This window comes from Halobacillus yeomjeoni (assembly GCF_020171525.1).
In the GTDB taxonomy this organism is placed as follows: Bacteria; Bacillota; Bacilli; order Bacillales; family Halobacillaceae; genus Halobacillus; species Halobacillus yeomjeoni.
The window spans coordinates 216,909-228,596 of sequence record NZ_JAIVAI010000002.1 but is presented as its reverse complement, the minus strand read 5'-3'; the positions used below and the strand labels follow the sequence as shown (position 1 = coordinate 228,596).

The following is an 11,688-nucleotide window of genomic DNA, read 5'->3' as shown; positions in this document are numbered from 1 at the left end:
CTTTTTGATTACATTTATAAATGACCACGGGGTCTTTAGGAGGGGATTCCATTTATTGAGAAACTGTATGAAACTAAACGCGAGGTTTTTCGTATACGAATGAAGAGGACTTGTGCAATCATGCGTTTCCACTTTAAAAAGGCGGTGCTTTGAATCTATGAACTACAACAATAAGCCATTCAATGATGTAATCGCTCATCAACAACATATTGAAGGCTCTCCGAAGACGGGGAGGGGAAGGCTTCCTTTGTTTATAAGAATCATCGGTTATTTTCTGTTTGGAAGTTTTTTGTTGATGATGGTAGTGGGAGTCATTGCATTGTTTTTATTTAACTAAACACCGTTAATATAAGAAAGGAGAGTGTAAATGAATAGATTTATTATTATGATTGGAATCATGGTGTTATTATCCGCTTGTACATCCGAAGGAAAAAGTGAAACCAAAGAGGGAACAAATCAAGACAAATCTTCCTCACTGGTCATCAAGCCAGCCGAACTGACGGAGCGTGAAGAAAGTCTTGTCACTCAAATGGGTGTTGATCATAAAACTTTCTATACAGTTAGTGGGAAATTGGGAAAAGGTGATGTTGTTGTATCTTCTGTCATCGTTTACGAGGCAGATGAAGAGCCGAAAGAGAAAATAGTATCTATATCAAGAACAGGAGATGCCAAGGAATTTGATGGCGGCTTGCATTCCTTCCAGGTCCTGCTTGAAGAAAAGGAAACCTATCTTACTCTCGGAAATCCAAAAGGGTATGCCAGAGGCACAACCACCATGCCAAAAGATCTTCGAGGCTACCGTTTTGATTCCTTTGAAGAGGACGTTACGGTCACCAAAGGCACTCCGCTCTATTTGTCCTACCTTATTGGAACAAGTCAAAATCAATTGACAGGTGGAGGGTTTGTGGATCAGACGGTCTTACCCGAAACAGTGAAGGAGGCGGAGTACGCGCTTGTCTTTAAGGTGGAGATAAGAGAAGAGTCGGAACTATACAAGGATAAAGAAGAGGAGTAGACCGAGTAAACGGACTTTCGGTTGTGCAGAGGGAGAAAATGTTTATGAAGACTACTACGATATTATTTACTATCATCGCATTAATGCATTCAATCACTTTCATGAATATCCTCATTTTTGATGGTGAATGGAATGGGATTGTCCTGTTTCTTTCCATTATATTGTTTATCACAGCAGTATTCTATTTTTCTATTGAAGTAAGAGCAAGAATAAAAAGACACTTGAAGACTGTAAGCTGAAATATGGAACTCTATTAAGGATTGAAACGTCACATCTCTATAGGGGTTGAGACAAATGAAAAAATTTTCGATATGGATGGGCATAGGATTGCTGATTATAGGTACATATGTATTGATTACGGCTCTGACAGACTCTGAGGGGCCGATGGAACCACCTTCACCTGAAGTGTCAGTCGGTGAAGTGAATATTCCTACTACCCAGGGCTCTTATTGCTGGAAAGGGGATTCGCAAGGGAAATGTGTAGATAAAGCATACGCGAATGAAATTGAAATGGGCATGAATCATGAACCAACGGAAGTTGTGCCTGGCCAGAAGGTAAACATAAGTTTCGAACAGGCTCCGACTGAAGGGTCGATAGAGGTCAAGCAATGGAACGATGTCGATCCTCCGAAGGATATGGACGTAATCGACAGCAAGATCACAGTACCGGAACAAGAAGGTGTATATGTATACCACATCATTGCTGAATGGGAGCGTGGCGATGGGAGTTACGCGTTTTCTGTTGAGGTAAAGGACTGAGGTTATCATTACTTTCTTCCATGCCAGCATATACAGTGCCTAGATTGGATGAAAATGCCCACTCATTTTTTGGGAATCAGTATGGTACGCTGGGTGGGAACACGGGCCTGTGTGACAATCTGTGGGTGAAATACATACAACTTTCCATCTATTTCAAAGTGAAAACTCCCAAGATAGTTCGCTTCTCTGCCTCTGTTTTTCAGTTCAACCTCTATAGCTTTTACATATTTATTATAGTCTTTATACCATTCGTCCAAGTGAAAGACGATATTCCCTTTTTGGTAGACTGAATGTTTATAAGCGGAATAGACAATGGTTGAAAAAACAGCAATGATTAAAAATAAAACCAATATGCCCATATGTACACCTCCTTACTATTCGTTACGAATAACTCAGGTGATTGGTTTCAGATAGTTAGGTTATGAAAAAAAGGAGAGGTTTCATGCTTAAAACATTCGTCCCATTCCTTGCATCCATCGTTACGATCATTCTCTTATACACACTCGGGATTTTCATTGATGTGGAATGGCTCGACTTTTCTTATCGGAACGAATATACAACAGCAGAAGGAAGGGGACTTGAAGTCGGTGGTTCCATCCTGCCGATTTTCATAGGCCTCGGGGTCGGCTTTTTACTGGAGAGAATTCTATGAAGAAGTGACATCACTGACAACAGTTGGTGAGCAAGAATATTCATAAAGCTTCAGTGGATAAATGGCGGAAAAAGTTTGAAAAGAACGCTCACATATTATTTTAAGCGTTCTTTTAGTAACTTCTGGAGGTTATGGTTCGTCTACTTAATAAGGGAAAGGAAAAGAAGGAGGGGATTAAGGTCAAGCATATTATAGCCTTTGTACTTATCGCATTCGTTCTTAGTGCTTGTGGTCAGATTGCAGAAAAAGGATCCGGTGAAGCGGCTGATATCAGTTTAGAAGAGGTGGAAAACGCTATTTCTGAACAAGGATTGGTATTAGAAGGCGCAGATTTACCGGATGATAATCTTTTCATCCAAACATTGAATGGTATTTCACCGGAAGTCTACTCCATAGAGGGTTCTGAATTAACCATTTATGTCTTTCCATCTGCAGCCTCAAGGGAGCTGGGGATGGAAGATTTCAAAGAGAGAACAGCTACTGCACAAGTAGTCACTCATAAAGCATATACGATTAAAAACATACTGGCGTTCTACGTACAAGGTGATAAACAAACATATAGTAAATTGAATACAGCAATACGAGATTTGTGATATTTCAACAAACCAGAAACCCTATATATGATGAATGAAAAAAGACTCGCTAACCCCTGTAGCGAGTCTTTTTCCACGAACGTTGATCAGCTCTTCTTCGTATAGAAGAATTCCCACTCATTTCCGTCCGGATCCGTGATCCAGAACTTATCCTGCAGAGCATAGCAGCAGTTCGTTTCTTTTTCTTCACGTGTGAAAAATCCGAGCTTTTCAAGGCGTTCTTTCTGTTGTTCAATCGCTTTCTGTTCTTCGACCTGAATGCCGAAATGGCCGACCTGATTCCCGGATACTTCAGGGGTGACATTCAGTGTGAAATTGAATTGAAGTCCTTCTGGTAAGTATTTAGCATAATCCTCTTTGACTTTTACAGGTTCTTCATCGAACACCTTGTTATAAAACTCGATCGATTTCTCAAGATCCACCACATTCAATCCTACATGTACATTCATCTTTGGTCCTCCTATATCAATTTTTTTTGATTTATTGAAGAAAAAAATTTAATCACGACGGAATAAACAGCAAAGCTCTTCTGATAAGAGGTGGTTGATTTCTGAGTGATTCAACGTGTAGTAGCTCCAGGTCCCACGGGTTTCTTTCTCAATCAACTGGGCGTCCAGTAAAAGTTTCAAATGGTAGGACAGTTTGGATTGCGGCAGCTGCAGCTTTTCCGATAGGTCACAGACGCATACTTCGCCGTGTTCTGTGATTTCGTGAAGGATGTGAAGACGGCGATGATCAGCCAGGGCTTTGAACTTTTTTTCATACAGGCTGAATGTTCTTTCCAGGGATACATCTGTAGCGGGAATTTCTTTATTCACCTGTGGTCCTCCTTACATCAATTTTTTTTGATCTAATGTAAGCTTATTCCAGTTTATTCTAAAAGTCAACTAATTAATCAAACAAAATTGATTAACAAAAATTGAAAAAGACACCTGAAATAGGTAGGTAATAGCAAGCAAGGAATAAAAACGACGACCTACACATCGTAGACCGTCGTTTTTGTATCCTTCTTCGTTTTTTCGAAAATCTTGACTTTCCCACCCAGTTTGTAAACGAGCACGCCTGAAATGAGCAGACCAAGGCCGACCGCTTTTTCAATCGTAAATGCCATTTCTTCAAATCCGAAAAGACCGAATGTATTGATTGTTGAAGCGAGAGCCAGTTGAGATACCATGACAAGACTGACGGCATAGGCCGGACCAAGTTCCTGCATGCCACGCATCAGTCCGTAGACGATGCCGACGCCGAATACTCCACCGAGAAGGTAGATCGGATGGACGCCACCCAAATCCAGCAAGTGGGTGTCATCCATGATGAAGAATACAGGAATGGATACGACTAAGCCGATGCCGAGAACGATGGTCGTCGTCGCCCAGGATCCGCCTTTTTCACTGATCCTGGTATTGAATACGTTCTGCAGGCTGATGAGGACACCTGCGATGATGGATAATAGAATGCCGAACATAATCTCGCTCCTTATTCGTAAATGTTGCCTTTCGCTTTTTCCCGAAGCTTTTCCAGGTCTTTGATTTTGATTGAGCCTCGTTGTTTTTCGATGATTCCTTGTTGATGAAAACTCAAAAGGATGCGGGTCAAATGACGATAGCTTGTCCCCATCACATCCGCGAATTCCTGTAGGTTTCTCGTTCTCATTTCTTCGTGGAACGTCGATCCTTTCCCGTCTTCAGATATGGAAAGCAGGTAGCTTGCCAGGCGAACATCGACAGGGTAAAGCATATTCAACGTGGATGCATGGGATTCGGTGTAAAACTTATGACTGATTACTTCAAGCAGGAAGTTGAGGAAGTGGGTGTTGTGTTGTTCATATACCTTCAAGTCCTGAAATGAGATCGCCATAAGATATCCATCAGTGACCGCCTCTACAGTATGAAACACAGAGTTTCCCTGGATGTATTCGACATCTCCGATGATTGCCATCGGGGTTTTGAAACGGAGGATCAATCCTTTTCCTTCCTGTGAGACGGTGTGAATCTTGATCTTCCCGCTCAGCAGAAAGTACATATGGTCGAGTTCATCGCCTTTTACACACAGCGTGTCTCCTTTGTTCATTTTAAAGTAAGTCATCCGGTTTATGGACTCGTCGGTAAAGACTCTCTCAAGACCAAACTCCTCGATCCGCACCGGACAATAATCGATTTCTTTCATATCCTTCATTCCTTACCTTTTGAATCTGTTTTTTCAGTAATGTTTCCTTTACCTTGCCTAAAAGAAGGCGGTCCGGGAAATCACTCGCTTTCCGTGGGCATGCGCTGAGCCTCCTCAGGCATTTAGCCTTCCGGGGTCTCAACTGACATGTTATTCCCACAGGAGTCTCCCGATTCCCCGGCCCCCCTTGCGTTAATGAGAGGGACGGAAACGCTATAAATGAGTTAAGCTCTGTTGGCAACTCTATTTTTATAAACATAGGTCCATTAGTCATGATTCGGCCGGTTGGGGTGGGAAACGGCGACACTCCCGCGGGAGAAGGAGCGTGGCGAGACCCCGGAAGGTTTACCTGAGGAGGCTTGCCCGTTCCCCCGCAGGAAAGGGAGTCGTTTCCCAGCCCAGCCAAACTTTATTTCATGATGGACCTGAACTTCAACCGAAGTTAGAGAGACTTCATCTATCCGGCTCATAGGTGTGATGGGTAATATAGGTGCAGGCTACATTTTAAAAATAAGCACACCGGCAACAATCATGGTGAGACCGATTACCTGGTGACTTTTGATCAACTGCTTTTTCTCTCCGAACCATCCCAGAAGCTCGACAAAAAATGCTGCGCCGAGTTGAGCGACGAGAAGAATCGAAATGGCGGCTGCCGGACCTAATAGTTGAATAGCCGTCAATTCAGAGAAGACGACAGGGACCCCGAAGGCTCCTCCGATAAAATAGATAGGGGAAACACGCTTCATCCCAGCTTTGTTTCCATCTTTCACACGCATATAAACGAGGAGGGACAGACTGAATGCAACAAAGTGAACGACAACAGTCGTATGCCATCCGCTCAATTCGGTTCCCATCTTAGAATTGAAAATGCCTTGCAGGGTGATACAAAGGCCTGCAAGGATCGAAAAGAATACACCTTTCATAAAATAATCTCCTTTATTTTCGTCTTTATCCATTGAAACTCATTTTTTTATAGTAGAAAAGGACAAATGTCCGAAACGATGTAAATTCCTTGAAAAGGTTGTATTACTTTAAGGATAACTTTAGATGTATGTCCACTTTTTGACAAATGATCTCCTTGTATATAGGGTTAGTTCAAGAAGGGAGATGGAAGTTTTGTCAGAATCCAAAACAAAAACATTATCTGTACCTTTAAGTGTCTGGTACAACGAATCAAGCGATTCCATCCATATGAATGTAGATGGAAAGCTCACCTCAGTGAACCGGAAGCCGGAATCGAAAAGAGGAAATCCCAGTTTATATGGGATCTTGGAAGAACATTTGAAAAACGCCGGGAAGTTGTAAAAAAATGAACCTGTGCCTGATGGTGGAGACACCAACAGACACAGGTTCACTTCTTGAATGGATATTATTGATGGATTTCGATATTCCTGATCATATATCTATCGAATTCATCCATCACCACCACATAGTCTTTGATCCTTTCATAGACACTCCATTCTCCAGCTGCATTCATAAAGTCGAAGGTTTCAAAAGTACTCACAATGGCGTAATCGTTTTGGATTTCGACATTCGTCACTTGATTCTGAGTGAATTCAAAAATCATCCCTTTACCGAATGTTTCATGCAAGTACTCATATAAATCCCGGTAAGCGGTGCTTTCGTATTCCAAATAAGGTTCAATGTAACTGAAGTCTTCCTGTTCTAAAGCCAGCTCGTAATTGTTTCGGAACTCGATGATGAACGCAGAAAGACTTGCCTCATCAAAAGCTGATGGGTAGTCATCCTCATACGGTTCTTCCTCATATTCTTCTCCAAAGTCATAATCATCCATGGAATTGTCGATAGCGAAGGCGTTTATGACGTCATCAGTACTCATTGGTGCGTTTGACCAGGAATTGAGTTGATCAGTCATCGTATACATCGGAATGGAAAATCCAATGGAACTATCGGCATTCAACCGTGCAGAATTGATTCCTATCACTTTCCCGGTTTCTCCATCCAGTAAAGGACCACCGCTGCTGCCTGGTGAGATTTGAGCATCGATCTGATAAGCATTTTCGTATTTGAACCCTTCCTCAAATGATCGGTCGACCCCTGTCAAATAACCGATGGAAGCCGTATTTTCCAAACCAAGCGGAGTTCCTAAAGCAATGACTTCCGTACCCACTTTCGACTTTTTCGTTTCAATAGGTAAAGGTGACTGCCCCGCAAGCTGGTCGACACGAATTAAAGCCACATCATAAACATTGGAAATCCCGATGACTTTCCCGCTCATTTGAGACCCGTTCCTGTTCCTCACCTGCACATCCGTGAAGCCTGCGACTACATGAGCGTTGGTTACGACCGTCCCGTTCTTCTTGAACAAAAATCCTGATCCTTGGCTGTGATCAGTAAGGATGGTATAGACTTTCCCCTGGGCTTTGTCGATGATTTCCTTTTTTTCCTTGCCTTCAGGTGTATCTGGCTTTGGAGCTGTGGAAGGGGCATCCTTGTCCTTCTCAGTAGGGGAGGTCTTTTCAGCATCAGAATCGGTTTTCGGCTTTTCTACCGTTGTTTCGACTACCTCAGCTGGCTGTGGTTCATTTGTGACCTCAACGAGTTCCTTTTTATTCTCAAAATAATAGTAGATGACTCCCGTCCACACAAGACAAAATGAAACGACAATGACAAACAGCCATCCTATGTGCTTCTTAGAGGAAGGGGTCATTGAATGACCACACTGGACACAGAATCTCGCTTGATCGGTGTTCGATGACTGGCACTTTGGACACAGCATGCCGAGCACCTCCATATACTCACTATTTTTCTATATTATACCTTTTATGTATAGCCGTTTGATGGTTTTTAAAGACAAGAATTTCGACATATTTTTCTTTTTCGCATAAAAAGGTGGAACTTAGAAAACGTAAATTCAGGAGGTGTTTGAAATGAGAAAGCATGAAGAACAACCAAAAAGGCGGTTAACGAGTGCCGGGACCGACATTGATGAGGTGAAGCGCCTCAACCAACAATCCGGTTTGAGCTATAATCAGGTCAAAGACTTGTTGGCAAAAAACGCGGCGGAAGCAGACAAAAAAGCATGAAAAGAGAGGGTGTCTGGAACTTCAAATACGTGAAGGTCAGGCGCTTTTCTTTTTTTGTGCAAGGGTGCTACGATAGAAAGAAGTCAAATAATGAAGGTGATCAATCATGAATTCAAAATATAATATGGGCTGGAACTTGGAGAGCAGTTATACACGTCTCCCGGACGGGTTTTACTCTCATGCCCAGCCTACGCCTGTGACCTCTCCAGAGCTGGTCGCATTCAACCGGAATCTAGCTGAAGAGTTGGGACTGGATGTTGAAGCTCTCCGTAGTGATGAGGGAACAGCCATCCTTGCAGGAAATGAGGTGCCTGAAGGAGCGGATCCGATCGCACAAGCTTATGCCGGCCACCAGTTCGGTCATTTTACCAACCTTGGGGATGGACGGGCGTTGCTGCTTGGCGAACAGATTACGCCTTCCGGTGAGCGGTTGGATATCCAGCTGAAAGGCTCAGGCCGAACCCCTTATTCGCGGAGAGGGGACGGGCGTGCGCATCTTGGCCCGATGCTGCGTGAGTACATCATCAGTGAAGCGATGCATGCACTCGGTATACCGACGAACCGCAGTTTAGCTGTCGCGACGACAGGGGAAGCGGTGATGCGTGAAACGGATTTCCCAGGAGCGGTCCTCACCCGGGTGGCGTCCAGTCATCTCCGAGTCGGTACTTTCGAGTATGCAAGGGGATTGGGAGTCGAGGAACTTAAGGAACTTGCCGACTACGCTATCGACCGTCATCACCCGGAGTTGAAAGAGGACGAAAATCCATACCTCGGTCTTTACCTGAATGTCATCAAGCGTCAGGCCGCATTGGTTGCCAAGTGGCAGCTGGTCGGGTTTATCCATGGCGTGATGAATACCGATAATATGACGATCAGTGGAGAAACGATTGATTATGGACCGTGTGCGTTCATGGATACGTATGATCCGAAAACGGTCTTCAGTTCGATTGATACGCAAGGCCGCTATGCGTATATGAATCAGCCTCCGATCGCCAAATGGAATCTGGCTCGTTTAGCGGAAGCGATGTTACCGCTTTTTGATGATGAACAGGAAGAAGCGGTGAAAATCGCTCAGGCTGCGATTGCCCAGTTCGATCCAGCTCACCATGAGCACTGGCTTGAAGGCATGAGAGCGAAGCTTGGTATGGCGGATGCAAAAGGGCAGGATGAGCCGATCATCGAGGATTTGCTGGATATCATGAAAAAACATGAGGCGGATTTCACGAATACGTTCCGTGCTCTGACGTTCGATCAGTTCCCGGAAGAGCCGATCTTCGAGTCTACTCAGTTCAAGAGCTGGTACAAACAGTGGCAGGCGAGACTGGAGAGACAGGAAGCTTCCAAAGAAGAAGTTTTCCAACTGATGAAAAAATCGAATCCTGCTGTCATTCCTCGTAACCACCGTGTCGAAGAGGCACTGGAAGCAGCGTTAAGCCGGGGAGATTACACGGTGATGGGGCGTTTGTTGGAAGCATTGTCTGATCCTTATGCTCATTCAGAGGAACAAGAACCCTATACTAAGCTTCCTGCACCTTCAGATTTACCTTATCAAACGTATTGCGGTACTTGATTCTAAACAAAGAAATGAGCGTCCAGGAAAATCACCTGTGACGCTCATTTTATTCAGTACCCAGAAAAGTTAAAGACCTTATTGAAAGTTTTCAGCTATAGTGAGCAAATTCGATTTTCCCAAGTCTTCATTACTTTCTTTAGCTGGTAAAGTCAAAATGTATGTGACTCCTTCCACTTCCCAAAACAAATATTCGGTACTATTCTCGTTAAAATACTTCCCTTCGTAATCCCCGACCTCTATTTCTTCACTTTTGGATTCCAGTGTAGGAGTTACTTCTCTGTTTAATGCATTCATTGAAATCATTTGTCCATCTTCTCCGTAAAATTCTACTACGAAAACTTCTGAAGAATTGGTTATCGGTTGTCCAGCTTGAATGCTCTCAGCCTCGAAAGGCAGCCCTGATGGGAGGAGGTATTCGAAACTGATTCCATTCAATTGTTCGCTGACCTTGGATTCATCAATCTCATAGAGGTTCAGTGGTTCAGAAGAGCATCCTGCAATGATGAACAATAGAGTAACGAAAACACTGATACCATATTTCATCGATCATCCTCCTTTATGTGATTATGGAACATCACATTAAAATAATGAGTAGAAAAATCAGTCCTGTAATCATATAGCTGATGATACCTTTTTTTGTTTCCTTCTTTTCAATGTTGGCTTGTTTCTCTAACTTTCTTATGTAATCTGCAATGATGCTGAGGCTGATGAATAGAACAAGCCCGGTTATCTTACTGTCTAACAATAAGTATAAAGAGATCCCGGTGACGATAGCTAACGCTGCATTACTTACAATTATTCTTATTAGAAAACCTCCTCCGGATCTTAAGTGATCCAAATGATTTTCTGTTATACCTTTTGAAAAGAGAAGAAAATTTCATTGTGATTCCGCTTATTCAACCTTAACATAATATTCCAACTAGTACCGGTGAAAAGCAGGACTATTATTAAGGAATCGCTGAGGATTCATAAATGATTTTTAGAATAAGTTGATTGATCAAGAAGAAAATAACTTTGTACCAAACTTTTAAAGGGGTGGACGAGCAATGAGTAAAAAATCCAAATCCAAACGCAACATCCAAAAAGGCCGTGACGCGGTGCAGCCGAGTTCCGGAGAAGAACGGATCACGATTTCAAAAACAGGCAAGCGGTTGGATGACCGTATCAAGTAAATGATATACAAGGGCGGAAGTCGCGAAGATTTCCGCCTTTCTACATATCAAAAAATGATTCGGTAGAATAAAACCTTTGATTTCGGGTAATGCAAATAAGAGAAGCAATCTGTAAAGAAAGCTCGAAACGGAGGGCGTAAAGTGAAGAAAATGAATAGAGGAATTTTGACTGCACTATCCGCAATCGGAATCGCTCAAGGGATGAAAATTTTAACTCACAAAAAATTGACTGGAAAATGGGATTGGAGCCAGGTGGCGACCACAGGCGGCATGCCGAGTTCACACTCTGCTGGAGTATCTGCGCTTGCTGCATATCTGGCTGCCAATAAAGGAGCAAGCCATACGGAAACGGCTCTGGCCACGACGTTCGGTGTCATCGTCATGTATGATGCACAGGGCATACGGCGTCATACAGGTGAAATTGCACAATTGGTCAATGATTTGGAAGATAATTTTGCCCAACTATCCGGCGATTTTCCGAGCTTCGAATTTGTCGAGAGGGAGAAAGAACTGAAAGAATTGCTGGGGCATCAGCCGATTGAGGTGGCTGGTGGTGCCATCCTTGGAATCGTGCTGGGTGTATTATCAGCTAAATTTGAAAATAAGTGATGGAGAGGCTTGTACTATTCGGTTAGTACAAGTCTCTTCTATTAAGCAGGCTTTTACTTTCCCTTGGTAGAATGGAAAAAATAAATGGAGGAGAGTGAAGAC

General features: G+C 43.2%; 20 protein-coding genes. 11 read left to right on the top strand and 9 right to left on the bottom strand.

The window, feature by feature from the left end; translation table 11 throughout:
• Positions 1-157: 157 nt before the first annotated feature.
• Genes LCL89_RS09345 through LCL89_RS09330 form a run of 4 tightly spaced genes read left to right on the top strand, consistent with a single transcriptional unit; the run spans position 158 to position 1,774 of the window.
• Positions 158-337 carry a hypothetical protein gene (locus LCL89_RS09345; RefSeq protein ID WP_224809862.1) on the top strand — a complete coding sequence of 60 codons (180 nt, stop codon included), beginning with the start codon at positions 158-160 and terminating at the stop codon, positions 335-337.
• A 30-nt stretch (positions 338-367) separates the two neighbouring features.
• On the top strand, positions 368-1,015 hold the full coding sequence (locus LCL89_RS09340) for a hypothetical protein (protein ID WP_224809861.1): 648 nt from the start codon (positions 368-370) through the stop codon (positions 1,013-1,015).
• A gap of 44 nt (positions 1,016-1,059) precedes the next feature.
• The gene (locus LCL89_RS09335) at positions 1,060-1,254 is read left to right on the top strand and encodes a hypothetical protein (RefSeq protein WP_224809860.1); all 195 of its coding nucleotides are present in this window, start codon (positions 1,060-1,062) and stop codon (positions 1,252-1,254) included.
• A 55-nt stretch (positions 1,255-1,309) separates the two neighbouring features.
• Positions 1,310-1,774, top strand: coding sequence for a hypothetical protein (locus LCL89_RS09330; protein WP_224809859.1), 465 nt, complete (start codon positions 1,310-1,312; stop codon positions 1,772-1,774).
• Between the two features lie 62 nt (positions 1,775-1,836).
• Here the strand turns inward: LCL89_RS09330 and LCL89_RS09325 are convergent, their stop codons facing one another.
• Entirely contained in the window at positions 1,837-2,133 is a 297-nt protein-coding gene (locus LCL89_RS09325; RefSeq protein ID WP_224809858.1) for a hypothetical protein, read from the bottom strand.
• Positions 2,134-2,216: 83 nt separating this feature from the next.
• Here LCL89_RS09325 and LCL89_RS09320 point away from each other — a divergent pair, with 83 nt between their 5' ends.
• Complete coding sequence (locus tag LCL89_RS09320; RefSeq protein ID WP_224809857.1) at positions 2,217-2,426, top strand: hypothetical protein; 210 nt, start codon at positions 2,217-2,219, stop codon at positions 2,424-2,426.
• 131 nt (positions 2,427-2,557) lie between these two features.
• Positions 2,558-3,019, top strand: a complete 462-nt coding sequence (locus tag LCL89_RS09315) for a hypothetical protein (RefSeq protein ID WP_224809856.1) — start codon at positions 2,558-2,560, stop codon at positions 3,017-3,019.
• Positions 3,020-3,105: 86 nt separating this feature from the next.
• On the opposite strand, the gene LCL89_RS09310 is transcribed toward LCL89_RS09315, so the two are convergent.
• The 5 genes from LCL89_RS09310 to LCL89_RS09290 all read right to left on the bottom strand — a co-directional run bounded on the left by LCL89_RS09310 (position 3,106) and on the right by LCL89_RS09290 (position 6,108).
• A complete protein-coding gene (locus tag LCL89_RS09310; RefSeq protein WP_224809855.1) occupies positions 3,106-3,468 on the bottom strand; it encodes an ArsI/CadI family heavy metal resistance metalloenzyme in 363 nt (120 codons plus the stop codon).
• Positions 3,469-3,516: 48 nt separating this feature from the next.
• Positions 3,517-3,837, bottom strand: coding sequence for an ArsR/SmtB family transcription factor (locus tag LCL89_RS09305; RefSeq protein WP_318245614.1), 321 nt, complete (start codon positions 3,835-3,837; stop codon positions 3,517-3,519).
• Between the two features lie 158 nt (positions 3,838-3,995).
• Entirely contained in the window at positions 3,996-4,484 is a 489-nt protein-coding gene (locus tag LCL89_RS09300; RefSeq protein ID WP_224809854.1) for a DMT family transporter, read from the bottom strand.
• 11 nt (positions 4,485-4,495) lie between these two features.
• Entirely contained in the window at positions 4,496-5,194 is a 699-nt protein-coding gene (locus LCL89_RS09295) for a Crp/Fnr family transcriptional regulator (RefSeq protein ID WP_224809853.1), read from the bottom strand.
• 488 nt (positions 5,195-5,682) lie between these two features.
• The gene (locus tag LCL89_RS09290; protein ID WP_224809852.1) at positions 5,683-6,108 is read right to left on the bottom strand and encodes a DMT family transporter; all 426 of its coding nucleotides are present in this window, start codon (positions 6,106-6,108) and stop codon (positions 5,683-5,685) included.
• 193 nt (positions 6,109-6,301) lie between these two features.
• Here LCL89_RS09290 and LCL89_RS09285 point away from each other — a divergent pair, with 193 nt between their 5' ends.
• Positions 6,302-6,490 carry a hypothetical protein gene (locus LCL89_RS09285; protein ID WP_197317949.1) on the top strand — a complete coding sequence of 63 codons (189 nt, stop codon included), beginning with the start codon at positions 6,302-6,304 and terminating at the stop codon, positions 6,488-6,490.
• A gap of 64 nt (positions 6,491-6,554) precedes the next feature.
• Here the strand turns inward: LCL89_RS09285 and LCL89_RS09280 are convergent, their stop codons facing one another.
• A complete protein-coding gene (locus LCL89_RS09280; RefSeq protein ID WP_224809851.1) occupies positions 6,555-7,925 on the bottom strand; it encodes a trypsin-like peptidase domain-containing protein in 1,371 nt (456 codons plus the stop codon).
• Positions 7,926-8,076: 151 nt separating this feature from the next.
• On the opposite strand from LCL89_RS09280, the gene LCL89_RS09275 reads away from it, so the two are divergent.
• Both LCL89_RS09275 and LCL89_RS09270 read left to right on the top strand, forming a co-directional pair.
• Positions 8,077-8,232, top strand: a complete 156-nt coding sequence (locus tag LCL89_RS09275; protein WP_224809850.1) for a hypothetical protein — start codon at positions 8,077-8,079, stop codon at positions 8,230-8,232.
• A gap of 106 nt (positions 8,233-8,338) precedes the next feature.
• Complete coding sequence (locus tag LCL89_RS09270; protein WP_224809849.1) at positions 8,339-9,802, top strand: protein adenylyltransferase SelO; 1,464 nt, start codon at positions 8,339-8,341, stop codon at positions 9,800-9,802.
• Positions 9,803-9,880: 78 nt separating this feature from the next.
• Here LCL89_RS09270 and LCL89_RS09265 read toward each other — a convergent pair whose 3' ends face one another.
• Positions 9,881-10,348, bottom strand: a complete 468-nt coding sequence (locus LCL89_RS09265; protein ID WP_224809848.1) for a DUF4367 domain-containing protein — start codon at positions 10,346-10,348, stop codon at positions 9,881-9,883.
• Positions 10,349-10,379: 31 nt separating this feature from the next.
• The gene (locus tag LCL89_RS09260) at positions 10,380-10,643 is read right to left on the bottom strand and encodes a hypothetical protein (RefSeq protein ID WP_224809847.1); all 264 of its coding nucleotides are present in this window, start codon (positions 10,641-10,643) and stop codon (positions 10,380-10,382) included.
• Positions 10,644-10,851: 208 nt separating this feature from the next.
• Here LCL89_RS09260 and LCL89_RS16785 point away from each other — a divergent pair, with 208 nt between their 5' ends.
• Entirely contained in the window at positions 10,852-10,977 is a 126-nt protein-coding gene (locus LCL89_RS16785) for a hypothetical protein (RefSeq protein WP_263620689.1), read from the top strand.
• 141 nt (positions 10,978-11,118) lie between these two features.
• Positions 11,119-11,586 carry a divergent PAP2 family protein gene (locus LCL89_RS09255; RefSeq protein ID WP_197317944.1) on the top strand — a complete coding sequence of 156 codons (468 nt, stop codon included), beginning with the start codon at positions 11,119-11,121 and terminating at the stop codon, positions 11,584-11,586.
• Positions 11,587-11,688 lie beyond the last annotated feature (102 nt).